Here is a 25819-nt window from a genome sequence, read left to right on the forward strand (position 1 = left end):
GCGTGCCGACCTCACTGCCAGCCACAGATGCCCGTGTCGACGTCGTGGTGATCGGTTCCGGCCACAACGGGCTGGTCGCCGCCTGCTACCTGGCGCGCGAAGGACTGTCGGTGGAGGTCGTCGAGTCCGACGCGGTGCTCGGCGGCGCGGTCTCGACCGTCGAGCGCTGGCCCGGCGTCCTGGTCGACCGGGGCTCCAGCGCGCACGTGATCATCCGGCAGAGCGGCATCGTCGAGGAGCTCGAGCTGGCCGCCCACGGCCTGCGCTACATCGACTGCGACCCGTGGGGCTTCGCGCCCGCGCCATCGCCGGGCGACGCGGGGCCCGACGGCCGTCCGCTGGTCTTCTCCGTCGACCTCGATGCGACGTGCGCCTCGATCGCCGAGGCGTGCGGCCCCGACGACGCCGAGGCCTACCGCCGCTTCGTCGAGGTGTGGGGGCCGCGCAGCCGCGCGGTCGCCGCCTCCTTCGGCCGACGGCCGAACGCGGCGGGGCTGCTCCGGTCGTTCTGGCCGCTGGGGGCACCGGCGGACGGGCGGCCGCGCACCCCCGGCGGCGAGCTCGCCGTCGACTTCCTGGGCTCCGGCGACGCCCTGCTGGACCGCTGGTTCCGGAGCGAGCGCCTCAAGGCGGCGCTGGCCTGGTTCGGGGCGCAGTCCGGGCCACCGATGTCCGAACCCGGCACGGCCGCGATGGTCGCCTGGTTCGCGCTGCTCCACGATGTCCCGCCCGGACATCCGGTCGGTGGCTCCGGAGGGCTCACCGCGGCGCTGCGCCGCCGGCTGGAGTCCGACGGCGGGCGGGTGGTGCTCGGCGACGGCGCCGCCCGGCTGCTGACCGGGGACGACGGCGCCGGCGGCCGGCGGGTCACCGGGGTGCAGACGGTCGGCGGACGGCGCCTGCACGCCGACGCCGTCGTCGCCGCCTGCCACGTGAACGTGACCCGGGAGCTGGCGGGAAACGACGCCCCTCCCGCGCTGGCCGACGCCGATCCGCCCCTGGGCAACGGCTTCGGACTGGTGGTGCGCGCGCTCACCGACTCACCCCCGGTCTATCCCGGAGCGCCCCCCGAGCAGGCCCTCCAGGGACTCCAGCTGCTCTGCACCGACCGCGCGGAGCTGGCCTCGGCGCACGGCGACTGGGCGGCCGGACAGCTCCCGCGCAGCCCGGTGCCGCTGGCGATGTGCTTCTCGGCGAGCGACGACACCCTCGCCCCGCCGGGGCAGCACGTCGTCACGATCTGGGGCCAGTGGTACCCGTACGCGCTCGCGGACGGCGCCGACTGGGACGCCCTGGCCGAGGGCGAAGCCCAGCGCCTCGTCGCCGCGGTCGACCGCTACGCCCCTGGTTTCGCGACGTCGGTGCAGGAGCTCTACGTCCAGACGCCGCTGCGGCTCGAGCAGGAACTGTCCCTGCTCCGTGGCAACGTCATGCATGTGGAGATGGGCCTGGCCAGCATGTTCGCCTTCCGGCCGACCCCTGCCCTGTCGGGCTACACGGTCCCGGGCCTGCCCGGCCTGTACCTGGCCGGCGCCTCGACCCACCCCGGTGGCGGCGTGTCCGGCAACTCCGGACGGACGTCGGCACGCGTGCTGCTGGCCGACCGGCGCGCGCTGCCGCGGGCCCGAGCCACGGCCGGCCGGGCGCTGCGCCGCACCGCCGCCCGACTGCGGCGGACGTCCGCGTGACCACGGCGCTCGCGGCGCGCACCCGGGCCTGGCGGCCGGCCCCCGGGAACGTGCTCCCGCTGCTGATCGCGGTGGCACTGGTGCTCACCGCCATCGCCTATCCGCTGAGTTCGGGGGCCGCCCGCGACACGGTCAGCTGGACGATCGTCGTCCTCGGCTCGCTGCTGTCGGTGGTCCACGCCGGGCTCAGCCGCGGGGTGCGCACCGCGGCCGGCGTGCTGGCCCTCGTCACCGCGACGGCGATCGCGTTCGAGTCGATCGGCCTGGCCACGGGGTTTCCCTACGGGACCTACCGCTACAGCGACGCCCTCGGCCCGACCCTCCTGGGCGTGCCGTTCCTCGTCCCGCTGGCCTGGCTGATGATGGCGTGGCCGAGCTGGGTGCTGGCCGACCGGCTCGCCCGCCCGGTCCGGACCGCGTTGCGCCGCCCCGGCCGCGTCGTCTGGGCGGCGGCGATCTTCGCCGCCTGGGACGTCGTCCTCGACCCGCAGATGGTCCAGGCCGGCTACTGGACCTGGACATATCCGCAGCCCGGGCTGCCCGGTATCGACACCGTGCCGCTGACCAACCTCGGCGGCTGGCTGCTCGCCGGGCTGGTGCTCATGGCGCTGCTCGACCTGCTGGTCACCCGCACCGCCATACCGGACGACGCCCGCATCAGCGACGCGGCGCCCTTGCTCGTGCTCGGGTGGATGACGCTGGGCGGCGCACTGGCGCACGCCGGATGGCTGGGGCTTCCCGGGTCGGCGGCCTGGGGTGCGGCTCTCGCCGTCCCCGTGCTGGTCGTGCTCGTCCTCCAGCACCGGGCCGCCGCGGGCCGCCGGTGAGCCTCGTCCGCGTCCTCGCGGGGGTATCGGTCCTCGGGGCTCTGCACGCGGCGCTCAACGTGGTGCTGCTCCGCCGTCCGCCGGTCGACCCTCCGCCCGTCCGCCGGCCGGTCACCGTCGTCGTGCCGGCCCGGAACGAGGAGGAGCAGATCGGCGGCTGCCTGACCGCCCTGCTCGACCAGCGCGGGGTGCCCGCCCTCCGGGTGGTCGTGGTGGACGACGGCTCCACCGACGGGACGGCGGCCGTCGTCGAATCGGTGGCCGACCCGCGCGTCCGGCTGGTCCGGGCCGCCCCTCCGCCGGCCGGCTGGCTGGGCAAACCGCACGCGTGCGCCACCGGGGCGGCCGCCGCCGACGATGGTGACGACGGGGTGCTGGTCTTCGTCGACGCCGACGTCCGGCTCTTCCCCGACGCGATCGCCGGCGCCGTCGCCGTCCTGGAGCGGCACGGCCTGGACCTGGTCTCGCCCTGGCCGCGCCCGCTGGCGCACGGCCCGGCCGAGCGGCTCGTGCAACCCCTGGCGCCGTGGCTGTGGGCGACCACGCTCCCGCTGCGGCTCGCCGAGCGCTCCCGCCGGCCGTCGCTCGCCGCCGCGAACGGTCAGTTCCTGGTGCTCGGCCGGCGCGGGTACGACCGGGCAGGGGGCCACGCGGCCGTCCGGGGCGAGGTGCTCGAGGACATCGCCCTGCTGCGCGCGGTCAAGCGCGCGGGAGGGCGCGGCGTCCCGATCGACGGCTCGCGCCTGGCCGCCTGCCGCATGTACTACGGGTGGCCGGCGCTGCGGGACGGCTACGCCAAGTCATTGTGGGCGGCGGTCGGCGGTCGCCCCGCCGCGAGCGTCGCGGCGGCGGTCGCCCTCACCGCCGTCTGGGTGGTGCCCCCCGTCGCCGCGCTCCGCGGCTCCCGCGCCGGGCTGGTCGGCTGGCTGGCCGGCGCGGCCGGTCGTGCCGCCGTCGCCGCGGCGACCGGCGGCCGGATCTGGCCGGACGCCCTGGCCCACCCGGTGTCGATCCTGGTGTTCGACGCGCTGATGGCTCGGTCGGTCGTCGGCCACCGGCGCGGCACCCTCACCTGGCGGGATCGGCACCTGTAGGTCGCTCCGCCGTCCCCGCTGCCACCGACGCGACGATCTCGCGGGCCGCGGCACGGCCCTCGGGAGCCGGAACCAGCGGGTAGACGTGGACCGCCCCCTCGCAGACGGTGAGGCGGAGCGCCGGGCCCTCGGCCGCGGCGCGGTCCCGGAGGAGGAGGGCGTCGGGCAGGCAGATGTCGCGGGTGCCGACGTAGAGGTCCGTCGGAGGGAGCCCGGCGAGGGAGCCGCCCAGCGGGCTGAGCCGCGGGTCGGTCGGGTCGTCGCCCCCGGCCCACGCGTTCGCCGCCTCGTGCAAACCCGCGGTGCTCAGCCAGGGGTCGCGCTCCTCGACGGCAGGCAGGTCGGGGTTGCTGAGGGTCAGGTCCAGCCAGGGGGCCACGAGCACCAGCCGGCCCGGCTGCGGCAGCCCGGCGTCGCCGAGGGTCTGCGCGAGTCCGAGGGCCAGTCCCCCGCCCGCCGAATCGCCCACCACCGTGATCGCGGCGGCGTCCACGTCGGCCACGAGCTGCCGGTAGACCTCGGTCAGGAACGGATACGCGTCCCGGTAGGTGTGCTGCGGCGCGAGGCCGTAGCTGGGCACCTCCACGCGGACGCCCGCGTCGGCCATCCTGGAGATCAGCGTCCAGTGCTGCGGGGAAATCTCGCTGATGTAGGCGCCGCCGTGGAGGTAGATCGCGGCGCGTGCGGCACCTCCACCTCGCGGAGCCACGGTGTGGCAGTCGAACCCGCCGACCCGCCGGGTGCTCACCGCGTGCCGCCTGCGCACCTTCGCGGGCGGTCCGGACGGGCCCTTCGGCGCCGCGACCCGTGCGCGACCACGTTCGGCGGTGGCCATCCGCGGCTTGTAGGCCAGGCGCAGGACCGCGGCGACCACCTTCATCTGCAGACTGCTCATGTGCGGACCATCGCTCCCGTCGTCCGGCGGCTCGCGACACCCTAGACGGCGGTATCCCCCGGCCCCGCCTGCGCGGACGGATCGGGTGCCGGCGACGATGGGCCGGTGACCGACTCCGCCGAGCGCGCGCTCTTCGACCCCACCGAGATGGAGACGGGCGCGTTCTACCGCGTGATGAACTCCGTCGTCGTCCCCCGCCCGATCGCGTGGGTGTGCAGCCGCTCGGCCGACGGCGTCCTCAACCTGGCGCCGCACTCCTTCTACACGGTGGCCTGCGTCGACCCGCCGGTGGTCCAGTTCACCTCGGTCGGCCGCAAGGACTCGCTGCGCAACGTGGAGGCGACGGGCGAGTTCACCGTCAGCCTCACACCCGAGGCGCTCTTCGAGCAGATCAACGCCACGGGCACCGACTTCCCCGCGGGCGTGAGCGAGGCCGAGGAGTGCGGCGTCCGGCTGGAGCCGAGCGAGCGGGTCTCCGTGCCGCGCGTCGCCGAGTCACCGGTGTCGGTCGAGTGCACGCTGCACTCGACCGTGCGCCTGGGCGACAGCACGGTGGTGTTCGGCCGGGTCCGGTTGATCAGCGTGCGGGCGGATGCCGTCCGCGACGGTCGGCCCCGGATCGAGCACCTGCGTCCACTCGCCCGGCTGGGCGGCAACGAGTGGACCACGATCGGGGAGATCAAGGAGATCCCGCGGATCCCCTACCGCCGCTGGGCCGAGGACCCCACCATCGGCGAGCAGGTCCGCGGGGACTGACGGAGGATCCCCTCGCCGCTCGACATCCCGGCTGCTGAGAGGTGCTCGACCACGGGGGTTGACCCGGTGCGGCGGACGTTCAGCCGCACTACGGCCCGGCTCAACGTCGGACGGCGAGGGTCAACCCGGGCCGCCTCAGCCCGGCAGGTGTGGCGCGATCTCGTCGGCGGCGTCGGCGCCGAAGGCCTCGGCGAACCGGGCGAGGAAGCTCTCCTCGGGCAGGTCGTACTCCTGGGTGCCGATCACCTCGACGGCCGCGGTCGCGACGGCGGAGCCGAGCTGGGTGGCCCGCTCGAGGCCCAAGCCCCACGTGCGGCCGGCGATGAACCCGGCACGCAGGGCGTCACCGCCGCCGGTCGGCTCGACCGGCTTGGTCTCCGGGACGGCGATGACCGAGATCTGCTCGGCATCGGCCTGGCGGACCAGGACCCCGTCGGCGGCACGGGTGGTGATCCACGTGCCGACCCGGGCGAGCACCTCGACCTCGTCCCAGCCGGTCTTCTGCTGGAGCAGGTGGGACTCGTACTCGTTGGTGAACAGCAGGTCCGCGCCGTCGACGAGGTCGCGGATCATGTCGCCGTCGGCCCAGGCCAGCTGCTGGCTCGGGTCGGCAGCGAACCGGTAGCCGCGCTGCCGGCACTCCTGGGTGTGCCGCACCATCGCCTTGGGATCGTTCGGGCCGACGACCACGAGGTCGAGCCCACCGACGCGGTCGGCCACGGGGGCGAGCTCGATGGTGCCCGCCTCCGACATCGCGCCCGAGTAGAAGGACGCGATCTGGTTGTTGGCGGCGTCGGTCGTGCACACGAACCGGGCGGTGTGCTTCAGCTCCGACCAGTGCACGCTGCGGGTGTCCACCCCGTGCCGCGTCAGCCAGGCGTCGTACTCCGCGAAGTCGCTCCCGACCGCCCCCACCAGGACCGGCCCCAGACCGAGCAGGCCCAGCCCGTAGGCCATGTTCGCGCCGGCACCGCCCCGGTGCTGCACCAGGTCGTCGACGAGGAAGGAGAGCGACACGTTCTCCATCTGGCCCTCGACGAACTGCTCGACGAACTTCCCCGGGAAGGTCATCAGGTGGTCGGTGGCGATGGAGCCGGTGACGACGACGGGCACGGAACGCTCCCTCGGTGCTGGATCGGCGGAACGCACACCGCACGATGTCGGGTGCCCTGACGCGGTGCAGAACACCCGCACACCTTAGGAGCACGGTGCGTACGCGGCCCGACGAGTCACTCCGCCAGCATCCGGCGGAGCGAGATGCCCAGTTGCACGACTCCGACCGCGCCGAGCAGTGCACCGACACCGGCGCCCGCGGTCACCACCAGCTCGTCGGCCCCCGTTCCCGCGAGCACCCCGGCGCCGCCCAGGGTCATCCCCGTCATGGCGACGCGGGTGGGCCGCTCCCACACCGACAGCGCCCCGGTCTCCCCCACGCCCGCCTGGCCTGCCCGTGCCCGCAGGTAGTCGGGCAGCCAGCACAGGGCGCCGAAGAGGACGGCCAGCCAGCCGGGCGCGCCGGCGACCCACAGCGCGCCGGCGTAGGCCGCCTCGCTGAGCCGGTCGACGACGGAGTCGAGGACGAACCCGCGCCGGGAGGCGCGGCCCGTGCCGATCGCCAGCGCCCCGTCGAGGGAGTCGAGCAGACCGGACAGTCCCACGAGAACGCCTGCGGCGATCAGCCACGCCCCGCCGGCTGCTGCGGGGACCAGCGCGGCGGCCGCGACGAGCAACCCGAACGCGGTGGCGACGACGGGGGGCAGCCCGGCGAGCGGACGCGCCAGGGTCCAGGCGGCGGTCAGCCAGCCGCGCACCAGGGGGCGGGCGGTGTCGGTGTCGCCGTGCCAGCGCGACCAGGCGGCGAGGTACTCGTCCCGGCTCAGCACGTCTCCCCCTCGCCCGCGGATTCCGGACAGGGGGCCACGGCCCGAACCCTAAGGTGCGCGGCCTATCCGAGGGCGACGAGCAGGCAGGCGGCGCCCAGCAGCAGGGCGACCGGCGTCATCACGAGCCGCTCCGCCCTGCTGCGAGACGCGGCGTTCATGACGACACCCAGCGGGAAGTAGCCCACCAGGACCCAGATCCACACGCCGGAGAAGCCGGCCGGCAGGAAGGACGGGACGCCCGCCGCCTGGAGGACCACCCCGGCGATCATGACGTAGAACAGGACCGACACCGCGCTGCTGATCCGGAGGTTGCGCGGCAGGACGACGTGCTGCCCGCCCCACGCCAGCCGGCCGTACGGCATCCCGGCAGCGAGCATCACCTGCAGGACGGCGAGCCCCCCCGAGGACGAGGCAGGCCAGGAGGGCAGCGATCTCGCTCACCCCGGCAGGTTAGGGGTCGGCTCAGAGATCGAGGTGGAGGCAAAGCGCGTCGTCGACCGTCATCAGCCACGCCGGCACGCGACCCAGCGTCGGTCCGATGCGCTCGATCTCAGGACCCGTACGCGCGCGGTCCAATGGCCGAGCTGCCCGACCAGCCCCGCCACGCCCACTACTGATTCGGCATCAACCGCCTGAGCAGCGCTTCCGGCTTGCCGAACACAGCATTCGAACGTATGATCGAACACATGACGACGGAAGCGGCGACGGGCGACTGGTACGCCGCGGCGCGCCGCCGGGCCGTTGCGGCGGGCCGGCGGCGTCGAGCGGCGAAGGCGTCCACCGAGTTGCCCGAGCTGGCGCCACCGGTCGCACTGTCTGACGGCCCGCTCGGCGCCGTCCAGGCGGCGGACCGCGAGATCGGCCGGCAGACCGCCCTGAGGGCACGCGCGGTGGCCGAGTTCGCCGCCACTCGCCCAGCCACCGCCGACCGGGCGCAGGGCGAGCCGGGGGCGATGAGTCCCGAACGCTGGGCCGCCCGCCCCGAAAACCTGCGGCCGGTCAGCGAGTGGGCCGCCCGCGAACTCGTGGTGGGCCTGTCGATCAGCGCGTCGGCGGCCGATGTCATGCTGAGCCGGTCACTGAATTTGGTGTACCGGCTGCCGGGCACGCTGGCCGCGCTCGAGGCCGGAGCGCTGCACCCCGGCCACCTCTGGACGATGCTGGACAAGGTCGCCCCCATCGACGACCCGATCGTTCGGGCCGAGGTGGAGGCCGAGCTGCTGCGCTGGGCCGCTGGCCGGATCGTCGCGCCGGCGCAGTTGGCCGACAAGGCACGCCGCTTGGTAGCCACGCGGGACGCCAGATCCGCCGCCCGGCGGCTGGAGAAGGCCCCCTGAAGCAGCGCGGTGTCTACCTCCGACCGGACGATGTCGATGGCATGGCCACCGTCACCGTGGTCACCACCATGCCGGAGGCCCAGGCGCTGTACCGGGCACTGATCGCCTGCGCGGAGGCCCTCGACGGAGACGACGACTCGCGCACGCGAGGACAGAGGATGGTCGACTGCCTGCTCGATCTGGTCCTACGCCCCGGTGAGAGCGACCTGCCGCCGGTGCAGGTGCTGCTCACGGTGGTCGCCTCGATCGCCACACTCGCCCGCGGTGATGCGCCCGGCGAGGTCGACGCGCAGGTCGTCCCCGCCGAGATGATCCGCCAGTTCCTCGCCGCCCTGACCGGCTGTGACCGGCAAAGCCCCACCGATGTCGACGAAGCACAGCAGGAGCAGCCCGCCGACCGGGCCGCGTGGCACCAGCGGGAGCAGCCTGTCGACCCGGCCCTGTGGCCGCAGCAGGACGAACTGGAGCGCTGGTGGGCTGAGATGGAAAGGCGGGTGCTGGCCGATGAACTCGTCGATCCCGACCCCGAACGCTGTCCCCACCCCACCTCGGGAGACCCCGTCGCGGTATCTCCTGACCCGGATCTGTGGCTCGACGGCCACTGGGTGGAACCGCCCGACGACCTCTGGGCGGAAACCTCCGACGAGCCGCCACCCGAATGGCTGCTACGTGAGCCGCCGTCGTGGTCGCTCGATGAGCCGCCACAGCCGCCACACTCACCGCTGACCGATCCGGCGCGCGTCGCTGAGTCGTCCCCCGACGCGAGTCCGCCCGGCAGGTCCTCGCCGGCAGGCGCGCATGCAGCCGCCGGTGCAGGGACGTCACCAGTCGATGGAGAGCAGTCGACCGGGCCTGCTTGGTGGGTCACCGCCGACCGGGCGGTCGACGACGCCGGGCAGGCGATGTTCCGAGCCGGACAGGCGCTGACCCATGCCGAACGGATGGTGCGTGCCGCCGCGGCAGCCGACGCCGCGGACGAGGACGCCTGGCAGGCCGGCCCCGGGGGTGGGCTCACGGGCGCCGCGGACGCGCTGGACGCGCTGCGGTGGGCAACCGACGCCCAGCGTGAGCTGCTCACCGACCTGCTGACGACCACCGGCGGAGGTGGGTTGGCCGAACGACCCCGGATCGCCCTCACCGACGCACTCTCCGGCACGCTGCTCGCCCTCACCGACCTGCCCGGGCTGCGCCGCGCGGGCAGCTGCGGTCGGGCCGCGTGCCGCCGGCACGCGGCCGACTGCAGCCACGATCTCAGCGACCGGCCCGGGCTGGGCCCGCCCGGTCCGACGGACGGCTACCGTCCCTCGGCCGAACTCGATCGCTGGATGCGCGCCCGCGACCGGCGCTGCCGATTTCCGGGCTGCCGTCGCCGTGTGCCCCGGGGCGGCGAACTCGATCACGACCGCCCGTACCCGCTGGGGCCGACCAGCGCCGAGAATCTCGTGGGGTACTGCACCGCCGATCACCGCGGCAAGCATCAGGCGCCCGGGTGGGAGCACCGGCTCGAGCCGGACGGCACCCTGACCGTCACCACACCGACCGGCCTGGTCGCCGTCACCACCCCTCCCCCGTACTGAGAGTCTCCCGCGCAGTCACTTTCCGCACCGAGCGTTCCCAGCCGTCGTGCTGCGTGCGAGCGCAGGACTTGACCGCCGCACCGGCCCGTGGGGATGCTGTTCGCGGGCGGGGCGACCTTTCTGTCGCACCTCCGGGTGCTGACCTGACTGCAGCATGACTGCCACGGGGCGCCCCGCCCACCATCTCGCATCGGCTACAGGGGATGAACTCGCAAGCCCCGGGGCACCCCGAGCCCATGGCACCGATCAGTGACGCCGTCGTCGTCGACGTCCTCCGCCGGGTCGACCGGCTGACCGCGCCCCTCGTCCGGCGGCTCGGCCGCCCACCGGCCCTTCCGCAGGAGGAGCGGGACGCGTGGTGGGCCGACCGCGTCTCCCGGGTGGCGGCCGGCGTCTCCGCGGCACCGCGCATCGCCGGAAAGCTCGCCGACCTGCTCCCGCTGCAGAACACCGTCGGGACGGCGGTCCAGTCCGTTGTCGTCCTCGGGGTCGCGTCGGAGCACGGCGTCGAGGACCCGGCCGCCCGGATCTCCCTGCTCACGAAGGTGCTCCTCCAGCGCGACCTGACCGCCGAGCAGGTGCAGGCGCTGCTCGAGCGCGCCGAGGGCGCCTACACCGAGGAAGCGCTGGGAGCCAAGGACCAGCGCAGCGGGATCCGCGGCACCGCCCGCACCCTGTGGCGCGTCGCCCGCCTGCTCGGCCGGATCGACGACGCACTGGACGCCCGCCCCAAGGGCAAGCGACGCTTCCGCCTGCTGTCGAACCTGCCGGTCGTCGGCCTGGCGGGCGGCTACTTCGCCGAACGCGAGGGTCTGCGCCGCGCGGCGGCCGACGCGGCTGCCGTCCTGGAGGGCCGCCCGGTCAGGAGGTGACCGGGAGGTGCGCGAGGTTCTCGTAGACCTCGCGTGTCGCGGTCGAGCGGTTCATGGTGATGAAGTGGATGCCGGGGACTCCTTCGGCGAGCAGCGTCCGGCACAGCTCGGTGGCCACCTCGACGCCGAACGCACGGACGGCGGCCTTGTCCTCGGGCCGGTCGCCGTCCAGCGCGGCGAACCGGTCGGCGAGGTCGGCGGGGAACGCCTGACCGGACAGCTGCACGATGCGGCTGATCTGGCGGGCGCTGGTGACCGGCATGACCCCGGCGATGATCGGGACGTCGCAGCCGTGGCGGGCCACCCGGTCGCGCAGCCGCAGGTAGTCCTCGGCCCGGAAGAACATCTGCGTGATGGCGAAGTCCGCGCCGGACCGGCACTTGTCGACGAACCGGGCGATGTCGGTCTCGAAGTCCGGAGAGCGCGGGTGCTGCTCGGGGAAGGCGGCGACGCCCACCGAGAAGTCACCCATCGACTTGATCAGCTCGACCAGCTCGGCGGCGTAGTTCAGCCCGGCCGGATGAGCCCGCCACTCGGCCTGCGGGTCGAGGCCCGGCGGGTCGCCGCGCAGTGCGAGCAGGTTGCGCACCCCGGCGGCGGCCAGGCGGCTCACCACGTGCCGCAGCTCGGCGACGCTGTGGTCGACCGCGGTCAGATGGGCCATCGGCGTCATCGTCGTCTCGGCGGCGATGCGCTCGGTGATCGCGACGGTGCCCTCGCGGGTGGAGCCACCGGCCCCGTAGGTGACCGACACGAACGACGGCTGCAGGCGCTCCAGCTCGCGCAGCGCCGTCCAGAGCTGCGGCTCGGCCTCCGGCGTCTTCGGCGGGAAGAACTCGAACGACCACGTCGGCCGCCCGGCGGCGAGGAGCTCGTTCACGGTCCGGGTCACGGCCTCCCACGGTACGTGCGGTCCCCGGAGCGGCGGGCGCCGGCGGGCTACGACATTTCTCACCCCTGCGCATCCAGGCGGACGGCGCCGACGGAAGAAGGGATCGGCAGCGGCTTCGGCCGTCACCGCCGAGAGCGACCCTCGCCGCTCCCGGTCGACCGTCGCGCGCTGCGCGAGGAGGGTGGAGAAGATGAGCCGGAGCCCGGGACCTGCTCTGCTGCAGAGGTCGAGCGCGATCGGGTTGGGCAATACTGGGCCGGTGACCGCCGCCCGGACCCAGCACCGCGAGCCCGCGGCTCCACCACTGGCAGCAGCCGAGCTCGACCGCCTCCGGACGGCGGTCAGCGCGGCCCTCACGGAGTTCCTCGACCGTCAGCGGGAGACGCTCGCCGCGATGGACCCGAGCCTGATCCCCGTCGTCGACGAGGTCTGCGCCCTGGCCGCGGGCGGCAAGCGGCTGCGCCCGGCGTTCGCCTACTGGGGCTGGCGCGGCGCCCAGGACGGCGTGGCCGGCGAGGACGACGCCGCCGTCCTCACGGCGGTCGCGGCCCTGGAGTTCGTGCACGCGAGCGCCCTGGTGCACGACGACGTCATGGACGGCGCGACCACCCGGCGCGGCCGGCCCGCCACCCACATCGGCTTCGCCACCCGCCACACCGGCGACGAGCTCGACGGCGACCGGGAGATGTTCGGCACCGGGGCGGCCATCCTCGTCGGCGACCTGGCCCTCGTCTGGTCCGACGAGCTGCTGCGCAGGTCCGGCATCTCCGTCGCGGCGCTCTCGCGGGCGCGGACGGTCTGGGACACGATGCGCACCGAGGTCACCGCCGGGCAGTACCTGGACCTGCTGCGGGCCGCCGGCGGCCTGCCCGGCCCCGACGGCGCGCTCACCGTGGCCCGCTACAAGAGCGCCGGGTACACGGTGCAGCGTCCCCTGCAGCTGGGTGCCGCCATCGCCGGCGCCGGGCCGGAGATCACCGACGCGTACACGGCGGTCGGACTGCCCCTCGGGGAGGCGTTCCAGCTACGCGACGACGTCCTCGGCGTGTTCGGCAACCCGGCCGTGACCGGCAAGTCGGCCGACGACGACCTGCGCGAGGGTAAGCAGACGCTGCTGATCGCCCTCGCCGAGGAGGCCGCGGACGCCGACGGCCGGCGACTGCTCGATGACCTGCTCGGCAACGCCGGCGCCGGCCCCGAGGAGTTCGACGCCCTGCGCGCCCTGCTGGAGTCCACCGGGGCCCGCACCCGCGTCGAGGAACGGATCACCGAGCGGACCGCCCTGGCCCGCGAAGCCATCGCCGACGCCCCGATCGCCGACGACGCCCGCGCCGCCCTCGACGCCCTCGCGGTGGCCGCCACCTCCCGCACCGCCTGATGGTCCGCACCGTCCCCGGGCACACCGAACGCGTCGTCGTCGTCGGGGCCGGCCTCGCCGGACTGGCCACGGCGCTGCGCCTGCGTGGAGCCGGGCGCGAGGTCACGGTCGTGGAGCGCGCCCCCGGACCAGGGGGCCGGGCGGGCCGCATCGACCGCGGGGGCTACTCCCTCGACACCGGGCCGTCGGTCTTCACCGCACCCGAAATCGTGGCCGACACGCTCGCCGCGGTCGGCGACAAGCTCGAGGACCGGCTCACCCTCGTCCCGCTGGAGACCACCTATCGGGCGCAGTACGCCGACGGCTCGCATCTGGACGTGCACGCCGACCCCGACGCCTTCGCCGCCGAGGTGGCTCAGCTCTGCGGGCCGGCCGAGGCGACGGCCCTGCGCCGGTACCTGGCCGACCTCGCCGAGCTCTACCGGCTGCAGCTGACCACCTTCATCGACCGCAACCTCGACTCGCCGCTGGACCTCCTGGGCCCGGAACTGCTCGCCCTCGCCCGCAGCGGCGGCTTCGGCCGGCTGTCCCGGCACGTCGAGCGGTACTTCGCCGACGACCGGCTGCGCCGGCTGTTCAGCTTCCAGGCGCTCTACGCCGGGGTCTCCCCGTTCCGCGCCATCGCCGCCTACGCCGTCATCGCCCAGCTCGACATCGGGGCCGGCGTCTGGCACCCCATGGGTGGGATCGCCGCCGTCCCGACCGCCCTGGCCGCCGCCGCGGCCGACGCGGGGGTCACCTTCCGCTACGACGCCGACGCCGAACTGGAGGTCGATGGCTCCCGGATCACCGCGGTCCGGACGTCGGCCGGCGAGCGGTTGCCCGCTGACGCCGTCGTCGTCACCGCCGACCAGCCCTGGCAGCTCGTACCCGGGCTCCGGCCGCCCCGCCGGCCGGTGTACTCGCCGTCCTGCGTCGCCCTCCACGTGGGCGTGCGCTCCGAGCTGCCCGGCCAGGCGCACCACACGATCAGCTTCGGCGAGTCGTGGCGCGGGGTGTTCGAGGACCTGACGCGCGCCGGCCGACCGATGACCGACCCCAGCCTGCTGGTCAGCATGCCGAGCCGCACCGACCGCAGCCTCGCCCCCGAGGGCGGCCAGGTGCTGAGCATCGTCGCCCCGACGCCCAACCTGGACCGGCGCAGCGGCGGCAACCCCGACCTGGACTGGACGACGCTCGGCCCCCGCTACCGCGACGAGGTGCTGGCCATCCTGGAGGCCCGCGGCTGGACCGGGCTGACCGGCGCGATCGAGGTGGAGGAGATGGCGACGCCGCTGGACTGGGCCGCCCAGGGCATGGCTGCGGGCACCCCGTTCGCCCTCGCGCACACCTTCGGTCAGACCGGGCCCTTCCGGCCCTCGACCCTCCCCCGCCGCGGCCCGGAGAACGTGGTCCTCGCCGGCTCGTCCGTGCAGCCCGGCGTCGGGGTGCCGATGGTGCTGATCAGCGGCCGGCTGGCCGCCGAGCGGATCACCGGGCCGGTGCCGAGATGACCGAGCTCGCGAGGTCGTCCAGAGGCAGAGCACGCTTCGGCACGAGGCCGACGAGCGCCAGCGAGGAGGACTCGTGACGCTGCTGCGGCCCCCGGGCACCCAGGCGGCCCGGCAGGAGCAGCTGGCCGCCGCCTACCGGCACTGCGCCGCGATCGCCGCCCGGCACGGGAAGAGCTACCACCTGGCGACCCGGCTGCTGACCCCCGACCGGCGCCCGGCCGTGCACGCGCTCTACGCCGCCGCCCGCACCGCCGACGACCTCGTCGACCATCCCGGCGCCGATCCCGAGGGCGACCTCGCCGAGTGGTCGCGGGCGGTGCTGGCCGAGCTGGAGGCGGGCTGGTCCGACGATCCGGTCCGGCTGGCGCTGGTGCACACCTACCGCCGTCACGACATCGCCGTCGAGCACCTGGTCGACTTCCTCGCCGCGATGACCAGCGACCTCGACGTCGACTCCTATCCCGACATGGCCGCCCTGGACCGGTACATGTGGGGCTCGGCGTCGGTCATCGGCCTGCAGGTGCTGCCCGTCCTCGGGACCGCGCGCGGGGTGACCCGCGAGGAGGCCGCGCCGTACGCCATCGCGCTCGGCGAGGCGTTCCAGCTGACGAACTTCCTGCGCGACGTCGCCGAGGACGTCGACCGCGGCCGGGTCTACCTGCCTGCCGATGCCATGGCCGCGCACGGGGTGACCCGCGAGCAGCTGGTGCAGAAGCGGCACGACGAGCGGTTCGCCGCGCTGATGCGTGAGATGGTCGCCGTCGTCCGCCGCCGGTACGACGACGCCGCCCCCGGCACGCCCCTGCTGGCGCCGGAGTCGCGCGACTGCGTGCGGGCGGCGACCGCCCTCTACGGCGGCATCCTCACCGAGATCGAGCGCGCGGACTACCGGGTGCTCGACCGGCGGGTGTCGGTGTCCAAACCGCGGCGCCTGGCGGTGTTCGCCCGCCGGTTGACCGCCGCCCAGCTGGCCAGGGTCAGGGTGACCATGGCGAAGCCGAAGAGCAGGTCCTCCACCGGTGCGTAGGCGATGCGCGGGCCCCAGATCGTGTCCGGGTCGTAGGTCACGACGTCCAGCCCGGTGAGCACGCCGTTCATCAGCAGCTGGAAGGTCACGATGATCGCGTAGGCGGTCCAGAAGACCTTCCGGGTCACCATCCGCGTCCGGTAGACGGCCAGGTCGACGACGAGGACGCCGACGACGGCGAGCAGCGCAAGGGTGGAGTAGGTCACCGCTCGGCCTCCTCGGCGGGATAGCCGGCGTCCCAGCCGGTCACCCGGCGCACCGCCTCCAGCGCCAGCACCGAGCACAGCGGGACGACGACGAAGAAGAGCACCTCCTCGAGCGGGATGCCGCCGGGCAGCCGGACGCCGAGGGTCAGCTCGTCGCTGTAGTCCCAGTGCCCCTGCGCGATGGCGTAGAGCACCCAGACGACGAAGACGGCGAACTCGGGCAGCGCCGCCAGCAGGAAGCGGCGCCAGCGGGCGTAGACCCGCACCTTCAGGACGATCTCGAGCGGCGCGGTGACCACGAGGCACCCGGCGAGCAGCGCCAGGTACGTCAGGGAGCCCACGGGATCAGCTTCGTCCCGGTGCCGCCGTCCGGATGCACCCCGCTCAGAACGCCAGGGCCTGGGCCCGGCGGGTGACCTCGGTGTGCCGGTCGTCGCGGAGCGCCTGCACCGGCGTGCCGGGAAGCGTGTCGTCCTCCCGGAACAGCCAGTCGAAGGCCTCCTCGTCGGTGAAGCCGCCGTCCTCGAGCACGGTCAGCAGCCCCGGCAGATGCTTGAGGATCACGCCGTCCTGCACGAAGTCGGCGGGGATCTTGCCGTTGCCGCTGCCGGGGACGGCCATGAGCTTCCGGTCGCGCAGCAGCTGGCGGACCCGGTTGGGCGAGGTGCCCAGGAGCTGGGCGACCTCCGCGGGGGTGAGCGTGTCCATAGAGTCCCAGCCTATGGCTCCGACGTCCGACCCCGCCGCGTACCTGCCCGGCACGGGTCCCGAGCACCTCGATCTGGCCGCCCTGGAGGACCAGGCCCGCACCCTCCTCCCGCCGGCGGTCGCCGACTTCTACGCCGGCGGTGCGGAGTCCGAGGTCACGCTCGGGGAAGCCCCCGCCGCCTGGCGGTCGTGGCGCCTGCGGCCCCGCGTCCTGGGCGGCCTGTCGGCGGTCCGGCTCGGCACGTCCCTGCTCGGCAGCGAGGTCGCGACGCCGATCGGCGTCGCCCCGTGGGCCTTCCAGGCCCTGGCGCATCCCGACGGCGAGCGCGGGACCGCGCGGGGTGCCGCCGCCGCGGGTGCGCTGATGACGGTGTCGACGTCGGCGACCGCTCCACTGGCCGCCGTCGCCGCCACCGAGGCGGACTCGCCCAAGTGGTTCCAGCTCTACCGGCAGCACTCCCCCGCCCACACCGACGACCTCGCCCGCCGGGCGGGGCAGGCCGGCTACCGCGCGCTCGTCCTCACCGTCGACCTGCCGGTCTTCGGCCGCCGTCTGCGCGACGTCGCCAACGACTTCGCCGTCCCGGCCGACCTGCCGCCGGGCAACGTGCCGGCATCCGGCTCCGTCGCCGCGGAATCCCCCGTCTGGACCTTCGACGACATCGGCCGGTTCGGGGAGCTGTCCGGCCTTCCGGTGGTCGCCAAGGGTGTTCTCCGCGGCGACGACGCCGCGCGATGCGTGCAGGCCGGCGCCGCCGGGATCTGGGTGTCCACCCACGGCGGCCGGCAGGCCGATCCGGTGATCGCCAGCGCGCACGCCCTTCCCGAGGTGGTCGGCGCCGTCGGCGACGAGGCCGAGGTCTACGTCGACGGAGGGATCCGGGCCGGCTCGGACGTGCTCACCGCGCTCGCCCTCGGCGCGAGCGCCGTGTTCGTCGGGCGCCCGGCGATCTGGGGCCTGGTCACCGGTGGCGAAGCAGGGGTGGCACGGATGCTGGACGGGCTGACCGCCCAGCTGGCCCACACCATGCTGCTGTGCGGAGTGCCCGACGTGCGGGCGGTGCCACGGGACGCGATCACGCCGGCGCGATAACCTTCCGGCGGGCCGTGACTGGCGCGTCGAGGTGGGCCACCACCGGGGAGCGGCCTGGAGGACCCCGCCGTGCGCCTGGGCACCTTCCCGACGTCTCGCGCAGGAGCCCCCGATGACCCCGCCCGTAGGAAACCAGCCGCCCGCAGGAACCCACTCGTTCGACGGCGCCGCCGCCTCGGCCGCGTACCGCGGCGCCCTCCAGGTGATCGGCGAGGTGGAGCCACGGGTCGCCGAGGCCATCGGCGCCGAGCTCACCGACCAGCGCGCCTCGCTCAAGCTCATCGCCAGCGAGAACTACGCCAGCCCGGCCGTGCTCCTGACCATGGGCAACTGGTTCAGCGACAAGTACGCCGAGGGCACCGTCGGGCACCGCTTCTACGCCGGCTGCCAGAACGTCGACACCGTCGAGGCGCTGGCCGCCGAGCACGCCCGCGAGCTGTTCGGCGCCCCCTACGCCTACGTCCAGCCGCACTCGGGAATCGACGCCAACCTGGTGGCCTTCTGGGCCGTCCTCGCCCAGCGGGTGGAGCTGCCGGCGCTGGAGAAGGCGGGCGCCAAGCACGTCAACGACCTGACCGACGCCGACTGGGCGCAGCTGCGCCGCGCGCTGGGCGACCAGCGCATGCTCGGCATGTCGCTGGACTCGGGGGGCCACCTCACCCACGGCTTCCGGCCGAACATCAGCGGCAAGATGTTCGAGCAGTCCTCCTACGGCACCGACCCGGGCACCGGCCTGCTCGACTACGCCGCCGTCCGCGCACGGGCGAAGGAGTTCCGTCCGCTGATCATGATGGCCGGGTACTCCGCCTTCCCCCGCCGGGTGAACTTCGCGACGATGCGCGAGATCGCCGACGAGGTGGGCGCCACCCTCGTCGTCGACATGGCCCACTTCGCGGGCCTGGTCGCCGGCAAGGTCTTCACCGGCGACTTCGACCCGGTGCCGCACGCCCACGTCGTCACCAGCACCAGCCACAAGTCGCTGCGCGGTCCGCGCGGCGGGTTCGTGCTCGCCCAGCCGGAGTTCGCCGACGCCGTCGACCGCGGCTGCCCCATGGTGCTCGGCGGGCCGCTCCCCCACGTGATGGCCGCCAAGGCCGTGGCCTTCGCCGAGGCCCGGCAGCCGGGCTTCGCGACGTACGCCCAGAACATCGTCGACAACGCGGTCACGCTCGCCGACGGGCTGCGCGAGCGCGGCGTGCGGCTGGTCACCGACGGCACCGACAACCACCTCGTGCTGCTCGACGTCAGCTCGTTCGGGCTGACCGGGCGGCAGGCCGAGTCCGCCCTGCTGGACGCCGGCATCGTCACCAACCGCAACTCCGTGCCGGCCGACCCCAACGGCGCCTGGTACACCTCCGGCGTCCGGATCGGCACGCCGGCCCTCACCACCCGCGGCTTCGGCGCCCCGGAGTTCGACCGGGTCGCCGAGCTCATCGCCGGCGTCCTCGAGGGGACGACGCCGACGACGACGTCCTCCGGCGAGCCGTCGCGCGCCAAGTACACGCTGGCCGAGGGGCTGGCCGGGCGCACCCGTGACGCGGCGGCGGAGCTGCTCAGCGGTCACCCGCTCTACCCGGGCCTCGACCTGGCCTGAGCGGCCCCCCGCAGGGGCCCACCGCGAGCGTGCGAGTGATGGGGGGCAGGGGGTGTTTTTCATCTGCACCACGGGCCACGGCGGCCCCCTGTACCGCGTGGTTGGCCGACCCTCGCCGAACTCCTACCTACACTCGCTCGAGTGGACACTGCCGTGACCGACCCCGTGGTGGGACTGGTCCTCGAGGGGCGTTACCGCCTCGAGGAGCGGCTCGCGCGTGGCGGCATGTCCACGGTCTACGCGGCCACCGACCTCCGCCTGCACAAGACCGTCGCGGTCAAGGTGATGGCCGAGCACCTGGCGCACGACCCGACGTTCGTCGACCGGTTCACCCGCGAGGCGCGCGCCGCGGCCATGCTCAGCCACCCCAACGTCGTCGGCGTCAGCGACCAGGGCAGCGACCAGGGGCTGGTGTTCCTGGTCATGGAGCTCGTCCGCGGCCGCACCCTGCGCGACCTGCTCACCGCCCGCGGCCGGCTGACCGTCGCCGAGGCGTTCGCCGTCCTCGAGCCGACGCTCTCCGGCCTCACCGCCGCCCACCGGGCCGGCATCGTGCACCGCGACATCAAGCCCGAGAACGTGCTCATCGGCGTCGACGGCGTGGTGAAGGTGGCCGACTTCGGGCTCGCCCGGGCCGTCGTCGGCACCGGTCAGACCAGCCAGACCGGCGGCGTCCTGATCGGGACGGTCGCCTACCTGTCCCCCGAGCAGCTCGAGCGCGGCCGCGCCGACGCCCGCAGCGACATCTACGCCGCCGGCATCGTGCTGTACGAGATGCTCACCGGCCACCCGCCCTTCGGCGGTGACACCCCGCTCGCGGTGGCCTACCAGCACGTGCACCACGACGTGCCCGCGCCGTCGGCCGAGGTCCCCGGGCTGCCGTGGGCCGTCGACGAGCTGGTCGCGCGCACCACCCGCCGCGACCCGGCGGGCCGCCCGCTGGACGCCGGCGCGTTCCTCGCCGAGCTCGGTCACGTGCGCAAGGACCTCGGCATCGAGCCGGTCCCGGTGCCGACCGGCCGCAGCACCGCGGGTCCGGGCACCCTGCGCCCGACCAACCGGCCCACCCGGCCGCGCCCCCATGACCGGCACCCCAGCGATCCGGGCACCGCCGTGTTCGGCAGCCAGCGCACCGACCGGGCCGGGCGGACCAGCATGCTCCCGACCGTGGGCCCCGGCGCGACGATGAACGTCAACGGCCGCCGGCCGGCCGGGCTGGAGCGGCCGCGTCCGGGCGTCCCGCAGCACATCCGGCGCCGCCGGGCCCGGTTCGCCGTCGCGATCGTGGCGCTGCTCGCCATCACCATCGGCGCGGTCGGCTGGTGGCTGGGCAGCGGACGGTGGACGCAGATCCCCCAGCTGGTCGGACAGGACCAGGCCGCCGCGATCGACCTGCTGCAGGGGGCCGGGCTCGACCCCGACTGCTGCGAGGAGGTCTGGAGCGAGGAGTTCCCGGCCGGCGTCGTCATGTCGACCGAGCCCGGGGTCGGGGAGGCCATCCGCGGCACCGACGTCCGCCTCGTCGTCTCCCAGGGGCCCGAGCGCTTCATCGTGCCGACCGAGCTCGTCGGCAAGCCCTACGACGAGGTCGTCGCCCAGCTGCAGGAGAGCGTCCCGGTCCAGCTGACCAGGGACGACGAGTACGACGACAGCGTCGCCGCGGGCCTCGTCGTGGGGTTCGTGCCGGCCGCCGGAACCGAGTTGCGGCGCGACCAGGTCGTCACGGTCGTCGTCAGCGCCGGGCACGCGCCGGTGCCGGTCCCGGACGTGACTGGACAGAGCCCCGAGCAGGCGCAGGCCAACCTCGAGGCGCTCGGCTTCACCGTCGCGCGTGGCGAGGACGGCCGCAGCGCCGCCGTCGACACCGGCGAGGTCATGTCGGTCAGCCCCGGCCCGGCCGACGGGCCCGCGCCCTACGGCAGCGAGGTCACCGTCGTCGTCTCCGCCGGGGTTCCGCTGGTCACCGTGCCCGACGTGACGGGCATGAAGGAGGACGAGGCGACCGCCGCCCTGCAGGCCGCCGGGCTCACCGTGGACGCCACCAAGTTCTTCGGCAACAAGGTGCGTCAGCAGCAGCCCGCCGCAGGCGAGAGCGTCGAGCAGGGGACCGCGGTCAAGATCCTGGTGGCCTTCTAGCGGTGCTCCCCCGTTCCACGCCCCCCATCGGGGCGCACATCCAGATCAAGGGCGGCCTCGCCAAGGGCGGGCTCGCCTACACCGACGCCGTCGGCGCCCGCGCCGTGCAGGTGTTCGTGGGCAACCCGCGCGGCTGGAAGCTGACCGCCGGCGACCCGAGGCAGGACGCGCTCTTCATCGAGGGCTGCGCGGAACGGTCCGTGCCCTCGTTCATCCACACGCCGTTCCTGGTGAACGTCGGCTCCCCCACCGAGGCGACCGTCGAGCAGTCGATCGCCTCCATCGCGCACAACCTGCGGCGTGGCGCGGAGCTCGGCTGCGCCGGCGTCGTCGTGCACGCGGGCTCAGCAGTGGGCGAGGACCGCTACGAGGCGGCGCTGCGCCAGCTGCACGACCGCCTGCTGCCGGTGCTGGACGCCGCACCGGACGGCGGGCCCCGGCTGCTGATCGAGCCCACGGCCGGTGGCGGCAAGGCCCTGGCCGCCACGGTCGAGGACCTCGGCCCCTACTTCGCGGCGCTGGAGGACCATCCGCTGCTCGGCGTCTGCTTCGACACCTGCCACGCCTGGGCGGCCGGCCACGACCTGGCGGTGCCGGGCGGGATGACAGCGACCCTGGACGCCCTGACCGCCACCGTGGGCCCGGGCCGGCTCGGGCTGGTGCACGCCAACGACTCGCTCGACGAGTGCGGCTCCAAGCGGGACCGGCACACGACGATCGGCGAGGGCTCGATCGGGGTGGCGCCGTTCGCGGAGCTGCTGGTCCACCCCTCGACGTCCGGCGTCCCCGTGGTGGTGGAGACGCCGTCCGAGCTCGACGGCTCGCCGTCCGCCGGCCACAAGCGCGACATCGCGCTGCTCAATTCACTCGTGCAAGCCCGCGCCGCCGCCTGAGGCCGCGGCGCTGTGCACTGATGCGCAGTTCCTCGGCCTGGAAGTGCGCATCAGCGCACAGTGCCTCCCCGAAGGAGGCGGAGCCGGGCGGTGTGGACGGCGACGATCTCGTGGCGGCATGCCTCCGGTGAACGCGTCAGGCGGGCGAAGCTGAAGCGCAGGGTCTGCCAGCCCACCGTCGCCAGGAGCGCATCGCGCCTGATGTCGCGCTCGCGCTGAGCCCGCGACCCGTGCCAGGCGGCCCCGTCCATCTCGACCGCGAGCATCGACTCCTCGCACGCGGCATCGAGCACGAACGTCTCGGCGCCGACCGCCACGCGGCGCTGCTGCACGAACCGCGGCATGCCCGGCGCACGCAGGACGTGCAGGCAGCCCCAGATCTCGAGTTCGCTCTGACAGCCGTCAGCCAGCAGGTCGACGAGGCGGGACAGCTCAGCGCGGCCGCGCAGGGAAGTGTTCCTCGACAGCTCGTGGCGCAGCTCGCGAGCTGAGCAGATGCGGCGGCGGACACCGGTGATCGCCGCCGCCCGGATGGCCGCGATCGCCGGTGGTGCGGTGATCGCCCAGGCATCGAGCACGGCCTTCTCGGCGGAGCTGACCGCGGATCCCTGGACCCGACGCCTGTCCGTCCAGGCGCCGGTGGCGCGATGCACGACCACTCCCGCCGGACCTCGACCGCTGGACCGGGGGTCCACGCTGATGTGGACGGGACCGGGCGGATGCTGCGTCAGCTCCCACAGGGCCAGCGCGGTCACGTGACTCGCGACGGCTTCGCGCCCCAGGAGTGCCGCGGCCAGCCGGGTCCGCCAGTCCGCCGCGACGCCGGGGAGCGCGAGGACGCCGGGCCGGAGGCGCACGAGCTTTCCCGCAGCCACCCAGTTGCGCAGCGTGCTCCGGCTGACGTGCGCGAGCAGCTCCGGCACCGTGACCCAGCCGGCCTCTCCGACAAGTTGCCGAGGGTCCCGCGCCACGGCCTCAGCGTGCCGAGCCGACCGCCGCGACGGTGCGCGCCCTCGGGATCTGTGGACGGCGGTCAGCGCTGTGCGCTGATGCGCAGTTCCTCGGCCCGGAAGTGCGCATCAGCGCACGATGCGACCGCGGCTCAGCGGTGCAGCAGCTCCGCGAGGACGTCGGCGGCGCGGTCGATCGCGGCGCGGTCCACGTCCAGGTGGGTCACCAGCCGGATCTTGCGGGCGCTCACCTGGCTCACCAGCACACCACGGGCCTTCGCGGCCTCGGCCAGCATCGGCGCGGCGACGTCGTCCAGCACGACCATGTTGGTCTCGACCGACGACGGATCCACCCCGAGCCGCTTGGCCAGTACCTGCGCGTGCTCGTGGTCCTCGGCCAGGCGGGCCAGGTTGTGGTCCAGCGCGTAGGTGCAGGCGGCGGCCAGGACGCCTACCTGGCGCATGCCGCCGCCGAGCCGCTTGCGCCACAGCCGCGCGGTCGCGATCCGCTCCGCCGACGCCACCAGCACCGAGCCGACCGGCGTCCCCAGGCCCTTGGAGAAGCAGACCGACGCCGTGTCGGCCAACCTGCCGTAGGTGGCGAGGTCGATCCCGGAGGAGATCGAGGCGTTCCAGATCCGCGCACCGTCGAGGTGCACGGCGACGCCGGCCTCCCGCGACCAGTCCCAGAGCCTCTGCAGCTCATCGCGGGGCTGGACGAGGCCTCCGCCCCGGTTGTGCGAGTTCTCGACGGCGATCGCGGCGGTGGCGGTGAGGTGCCAGTTGTCCTGCGGTCGCACCTGGTCGATGAGCTGCTGGGCATCGAGCCGGCCCCCCGACGACACCACCGTGCGCGTCGAGATCCCGAAGATCGCCGCCGCCGCACCCATCTCGTAGGTGACGACGTGCGCGTCGGCGTCGCAGAGGATCTCCTGACCCGGCTCGCAGACCAGCCGCATGCCGATCTGGTTGCCCATGGTCCCCGAGGGCACGAACAGCGCCGCCTCGTGGCCGAAGAGCTCCGCCGTCCGCTCCTCGAGCGCCCGCACGGTCGGGTCCTCGACGTACACGTCGTCCCCCACCTCGGCCTCGGCCATGGCCCGCCGCATGCCAGGCGTCGGCTTGGTGACGGTGTCGGACCTGAGATCGATCAGCTCAGCCACGGAGCATCTCCGCCACGAGGAACGCCAGCTCCAGCGACTGGCCGGTGTTCAGCCGCGGATCGCAGGCCGTCTCGTACCGGCTGTCGAGGTCCTCGTCGCTGATCTCCATCGCGCCGCCGAGGCACTCGGTGACGTCCTCACCGGTGAGCTCGACGTGGATGCCGCCCGGCCACGTGCCCAGCGCCCGGTGGACGTCGAAGAACCCGAGCACCTCGTCGACCACGCGGTCGAAGTGCCGGGTCTTGTAGCCGGTGGAGGACTCGTGGGTGTTGCCGTGCATGGGGTCGCACTGCCACACCACCTGGTGGCCGCTCGCGGTGACCTTCTCCACGATCCCCGGGAGGACGTCACGGATCTTGCCGTTGCCCATCCGGCTGATCAGCGTGAGCTTGCCGGGGAGGCCGTCGGGGTCGAGCCGCTCGACGAGCTCGGTGGCCTGCTCGGGCGTCGTCGTCGGGCCGATCTTCACGCCGACGGGGTTGGCCAGCTTCGAGGCGAACTCGATGTGCGCGCCGTCCATCTGGCGGGTCCGCTCCCCCACCCACACGAAGTGCGCCGACGAGGCGTAGGCCCGCCCGTCGTGCACCCGCAGCAGCGCCCGCTCGTAGTCGAGGATCAGCGCCTCGTGCGAGTTGTACAGCTCCACCCCGCGCAGCGCGTCGGAGTCGATGCCGCAGGCCTTCATGAACGCCAGCGCGCGGTCGATCTCGCGGGCGATGACCTCGTAGCGCACGCCGGCGGGCGAGTTGGCGACGAAGTCCTTGTTCCAGTCGTGCACCGCGTGCAGGTCGGCGAGGCCACCGCGGGCGTAGGCGCGGATCATGTTCATCGCCGCGGCCGAGTTCGCGTAGGCGCGGACCAGCCGGTACGGGTCCGGGATCCGCTTCTCGAGCACCGGCTCCAGGTCGTTGACCATGTCGCCCCGGTAGGAGGGCAGACCGAGAGCGTCGGTGTCCGACGAGCGCGGCTTGGCGTACTGCCCGGCCACGCGGCCGACCTTCACCACCGGCACGCTCGCGCCGTAGGTGAGGACGACGGCCATCTGCAGCAGCGTCCGCGTGGTGCTCTGCAGGTGCGGCTCGGTGTTGAGGTCGAAGGTCTCCGCGCAGTCGCCGCCCTGGAGCAGGAACGCCTTGCCCTGGGCGACCTCGGCCAGTTGCGCACGCAACCCGTCGATCTCCGCCGGCGCGACGATGGGCGGCACGGTCGACAGCGTGCCGAGAACGGCGTCGAGAGCGGCACGGTCGGGCCACTGCGGCTGCTGGGCGGCGGGGAGGTCCTTCCACCGGTCGAGACCGGGCACCAGCTCAGCAGGTTCGGGGAGGCTCACGCACCCGAGGGTACGGCGGGCGCGCAG

At 74.1% G+C, this 25819-nt stretch carries 24 protein-coding genes, 1 pseudogene and 1 riboswitch; of the genes and pseudogenes, 14 read left to right on the forward strand and 11 right to left on the reverse strand.

Annotated features, from left to right (window positions below; all coding sequences use genetic code 11):
* Nucleotides 1-2: 2 nt before the first annotated feature.
* From FHU33_RS14310 to FHU33_RS14320, 3 genes are read left to right on the forward strand one after another with little or no spacing between them, the layout of a single operon-like run.
* Entirely contained in the window at nucleotides 3-1688 is a 1686-nt protein-coding gene (locus tag FHU33_RS14310; RefSeq protein ID WP_246063625.1) for a phytoene desaturase family protein, read from the forward strand.
* On the forward strand, nucleotides 1685-2515 hold the full coding sequence (locus tag FHU33_RS14315) for a carotenoid biosynthesis protein (protein ID WP_246063627.1): 831 nt from the start codon (nucleotides 1685-1687) through the stop codon (nucleotides 2513-2515). The genes FHU33_RS14310 and FHU33_RS14315 overlap by 4 nt, the downstream gene beginning before the upstream one ends.
* Nucleotides 2512-3609, forward strand: a complete 1098-nt coding sequence (locus FHU33_RS14320; protein WP_246063629.1) for a glycosyltransferase family 2 protein — start codon at nucleotides 2512-2514, stop codon at nucleotides 3607-3609. The genes FHU33_RS14315 and FHU33_RS14320 overlap by 4 nt, the downstream gene beginning before the upstream one ends.
* Here the strand turns inward: FHU33_RS14320 and FHU33_RS14325 are convergent.
* Complete coding sequence (locus tag FHU33_RS14325) at nucleotides 3584-4504, reverse strand: alpha/beta hydrolase fold domain-containing protein (RefSeq protein ID WP_142025944.1); 921 nt, start codon at nucleotides 4502-4504, stop codon at nucleotides 3584-3586. The genes FHU33_RS14320 and FHU33_RS14325 overlap by 26 nt on opposite strands.
* Before the next feature lie 105 nt (nucleotides 4505-4609).
* On the opposite strand from FHU33_RS14325, the gene FHU33_RS14330 reads away from it, so the two are divergent.
* Nucleotides 4610-5260: a flavin reductase family protein gene (locus FHU33_RS14330; RefSeq protein WP_246063631.1), complete on the forward strand. Its 651-nt coding sequence runs from the start codon at nucleotides 4610-4612 to the stop codon at nucleotides 5258-5260.
* A gap of 135 nt (nucleotides 5261-5395) precedes the next feature.
* Here FHU33_RS14330 and FHU33_RS14335 read toward each other — a convergent pair whose 3' ends face one another.
* The 3 genes from FHU33_RS14335 to FHU33_RS14345 all read right to left on the reverse strand — a co-directional run bounded on the left by FHU33_RS14335 (nucleotide 5396) and on the right by FHU33_RS14345 (nucleotide 7520).
* On the reverse strand, nucleotides 5396-6373 hold the full coding sequence (locus FHU33_RS14335) for a carbohydrate kinase family protein (protein ID WP_142025945.1): 978 nt from the start codon (nucleotides 6371-6373) through the stop codon (nucleotides 5396-5398).
* Nucleotides 6374-6489: 116 nt separating this feature from the next.
* Entirely contained in the window at nucleotides 6490-7143 is a 654-nt protein-coding gene (locus FHU33_RS14340; RefSeq protein WP_142025946.1) for a CDP-alcohol phosphatidyltransferase family protein, read from the reverse strand.
* A 62-nt stretch (nucleotides 7144-7205) separates the two neighbouring features.
* Entirely contained in the window at nucleotides 7206-7520 is a 315-nt protein-coding gene (locus tag FHU33_RS14345; RefSeq protein ID WP_246063930.1) for a hypothetical protein, read from the reverse strand.
* A 309-nt stretch (nucleotides 7521-7829) separates the two neighbouring features.
* On the opposite strand from FHU33_RS14345, the gene FHU33_RS25870 reads away from it, so the two are divergent.
* The 3 genes from FHU33_RS25870 (at nucleotide 7830) to FHU33_RS14355 (ending at nucleotide 10929) form a co-directional block, all read left to right on the forward strand.
* Nucleotides 7830-8480, forward strand: coding sequence for a hypothetical protein (locus FHU33_RS25870; RefSeq protein ID WP_246063633.1), 651 nt, complete (start codon nucleotides 7830-7832; stop codon nucleotides 8478-8480).
* A gap of 41 nt (nucleotides 8481-8521) precedes the next feature.
* Nucleotides 8522-10057, forward strand: coding sequence for an HNH endonuclease signature motif containing protein (locus FHU33_RS14350; protein ID WP_246063635.1), 1536 nt, complete (start codon nucleotides 8522-8524; stop codon nucleotides 10055-10057).
* Between the two features lie 236 nt (nucleotides 10058-10293).
* Nucleotides 10294-10929 carry a hypothetical protein gene (locus FHU33_RS14355; RefSeq protein ID WP_142025947.1) on the forward strand — a complete coding sequence of 212 codons (636 nt, stop codon included), beginning with the start codon at nucleotides 10294-10296 and terminating at the stop codon, nucleotides 10927-10929.
* Here FHU33_RS14355 and metF read toward each other — a convergent pair.
* The gene (gene metF, locus FHU33_RS14360; RefSeq protein WP_142025948.1) at nucleotides 10919-11821 is read right to left on the reverse strand and encodes a methylenetetrahydrofolate reductase [NAD(P)H]; all 903 of its coding nucleotides are present in this window, start codon (nucleotides 11819-11821) and stop codon (nucleotides 10919-10921) included. The genes FHU33_RS14355 and metF overlap by 11 nt on opposite strands.
* Before the next feature lie 259 nt (nucleotides 11822-12080).
* Between metF and FHU33_RS14365 the strand changes: the two genes are divergently transcribed.
* The 3 genes from FHU33_RS14365 (at nucleotide 12081) to FHU33_RS14375 (ending at nucleotide 15719) form a co-directional block, all read left to right on the forward strand.
* Complete coding sequence (locus FHU33_RS14365) at nucleotides 12081-13199, forward strand: polyprenyl synthetase family protein (RefSeq protein ID WP_246063636.1); 1119 nt, start codon at nucleotides 12081-12083, stop codon at nucleotides 13197-13199.
* Entirely contained in the window at nucleotides 13199-14692 is a 1494-nt protein-coding gene (gene crtI, locus FHU33_RS14370) for a phytoene desaturase family protein (RefSeq protein ID WP_142025950.1), read from the forward strand. The genes FHU33_RS14365 and crtI overlap by 1 nt, the downstream gene beginning before the upstream one ends.
* 73 nt (nucleotides 14693-14765) lie before the next feature.
* On the forward strand, nucleotides 14766-15719 hold the full coding sequence (locus FHU33_RS14375; RefSeq protein WP_211355135.1) for a phytoene/squalene synthase family protein: 954 nt from the start codon (nucleotides 14766-14768) through the stop codon (nucleotides 15717-15719).
* Here the strand turns inward: FHU33_RS14375 and FHU33_RS25875 are convergent.
* The 3 genes and pseudogenes from FHU33_RS25875 to FHU33_RS14390 all read right to left on the reverse strand — a co-directional run.
* A pseudogene (locus tag FHU33_RS25875) lies at nucleotides 15716-16003 on the reverse strand (hypothetical protein); the annotation flags it as partial. The gene FHU33_RS14375 and the pseudogene FHU33_RS25875 sit on opposite strands and share 4 nt — an antisense overlap.
* Nucleotides 15922-16266, reverse strand: coding sequence for a lycopene cyclase domain-containing protein (locus tag FHU33_RS14385; protein ID WP_142025952.1), 345 nt, complete (start codon nucleotides 16264-16266; stop codon nucleotides 15922-15924). The gene FHU33_RS14385 and the pseudogene FHU33_RS25875, both read right to left, overlap by 82 nt.
* A 43-nt stretch (nucleotides 16267-16309) precedes the next feature.
* Nucleotides 16310-16633 carry a helix-turn-helix domain-containing protein gene (locus FHU33_RS14390; protein WP_142025953.1) on the reverse strand — a complete coding sequence of 108 codons (324 nt, stop codon included), beginning with the start codon at nucleotides 16631-16633 and terminating at the stop codon, nucleotides 16310-16312.
* Nucleotides 16634-16646: 13 nt separating this feature from the next.
* Here FHU33_RS14390 and FHU33_RS14395 point away from each other — a divergent pair, with 13 nt between their 5' ends.
* The 4 genes from FHU33_RS14395 to FHU33_RS14410 all read left to right on the forward strand — a co-directional run bounded on the left by FHU33_RS14395 (nucleotide 16647) and on the right by FHU33_RS14410 (nucleotide 22349).
* Nucleotides 16647-17726, forward strand: coding sequence for an alpha-hydroxy acid oxidase (locus FHU33_RS14395; RefSeq protein ID WP_142025954.1), 1080 nt, complete (start codon nucleotides 16647-16649; stop codon nucleotides 17724-17726).
* A gap of 4 nt (nucleotides 17727-17730) precedes the next feature.
* Nucleotides 17731-17814: riboswitch (ZMP/ZTP riboswitch) on the forward strand.
* 24 nt (nucleotides 17815-17838) lie between these two features.
* Nucleotides 17839-19320: a glycine hydroxymethyltransferase gene (locus FHU33_RS14400; protein WP_142025955.1), complete on the forward strand. Its 1482-nt coding sequence runs from the start codon at nucleotides 17839-17841 to the stop codon at nucleotides 19318-19320.
* 141 nt (nucleotides 19321-19461) lie between these two features.
* Entirely contained in the window at nucleotides 19462-21456 is a 1995-nt protein-coding gene (gene pknB / locus FHU33_RS14405) for a Stk1 family PASTA domain-containing Ser/Thr kinase (RefSeq protein ID WP_142025956.1), read from the forward strand.
* A gap of 2 nt (nucleotides 21457-21458) precedes the next feature.
* A complete protein-coding gene (locus tag FHU33_RS14410; RefSeq protein ID WP_142025957.1) occupies nucleotides 21459-22349 on the forward strand; it encodes a deoxyribonuclease IV in 891 nt (296 codons plus the stop codon).
* A gap of 50 nt (nucleotides 22350-22399) precedes the next feature.
* Here FHU33_RS14410 and FHU33_RS14415 read toward each other — a convergent pair whose 3' ends face one another.
* From FHU33_RS14415 to FHU33_RS14425, 3 genes are all read right to left on the reverse strand, one after another.
* The gene (locus FHU33_RS14415) at nucleotides 22400-23320 is read right to left on the reverse strand and encodes a DUF559 domain-containing protein (protein ID WP_142025958.1); all 921 of its coding nucleotides are present in this window, start codon (nucleotides 23318-23320) and stop codon (nucleotides 22400-22402) included.
* Between the two features lie 131 nt (nucleotides 23321-23451).
* Nucleotides 23452-24462: a threonine aldolase family protein gene (locus FHU33_RS14420; RefSeq protein ID WP_142025959.1), complete on the reverse strand. Its 1011-nt coding sequence runs from the start codon at nucleotides 24460-24462 to the stop codon at nucleotides 23452-23454.
* On the reverse strand, nucleotides 24455-25792 hold the full coding sequence (locus tag FHU33_RS14425) for a class II 3-deoxy-7-phosphoheptulonate synthase (protein ID WP_142025960.1): 1338 nt from the start codon (nucleotides 25790-25792) through the stop codon (nucleotides 24455-24457). Before FHU33_RS14425 ends, FHU33_RS14420 begins: the two co-directional genes overlap by 8 nt.
* Nucleotides 25793-25819 lie beyond the last annotated feature (27 nt).

The sequence above is a fragment of the Blastococcus colisei genome, assembly GCF_006717095.1.
Lineage (GTDB): Bacteria > Actinomycetota > Actinomycetes > Mycobacteriales > Geodermatophilaceae > Blastococcus_B > Blastococcus_B colisei.

Coding starts and splice junctions, on each gene's coding strand:
- FHU33_RS14325 (WP_142025944.1), bottom strand. CDS start 4,504: ATGAGCAGTCTGCAGATGAAGGTGGTCGCCGCGGTCCTGCGCCTGGCC.
- FHU33_RS14345 (WP_246063930.1), bottom strand. CDS start 7,520: ATGCTCGCTGCCGGGATGCCGTACGGCCGGCTGGCGTGGGGCGGGCAG.
- FHU33_RS25870 (WP_246063633.1), top strand. CDS start 7,830: ATGACGACGGAAGCGGCGACGGGCGACTGGTACGCCGCGGCGCGCCGC.
- FHU33_RS14350 (WP_246063635.1), top strand. CDS start 8,522: ATGGCCACCGTCACCGTGGTCACCACCATGCCGGAGGCCCAGGCGCTG.
- FHU33_RS14355 (WP_142025947.1), top strand. CDS start 10,294: ATGGCACCGATCAGTGACGCCGTCGTCGTCGACGTCCTCCGCCGGGTC.
- crtI (WP_142025950.1), top strand. CDS start 13,199: ATGGTCCGCACCGTCCCCGGGCACACCGAACGCGTCGTCGTCGTCGGG.
- FHU33_RS14390 (WP_142025953.1), bottom strand. CDS start 16,633: ATGGACACGCTCACCCCCGCGGAGGTCGCCCAGCTCCTGGGCACCTCG.
- FHU33_RS14395 (WP_142025954.1), top strand. CDS start 16,647: ATGGCTCCGACGTCCGACCCCGCCGCGTACCTGCCCGGCACGGGTCCC.
- FHU33_RS14400 (WP_142025955.1), top strand. CDS start 17,839: ATGACCCCGCCCGTAGGAAACCAGCCGCCCGCAGGAACCCACTCGTTC.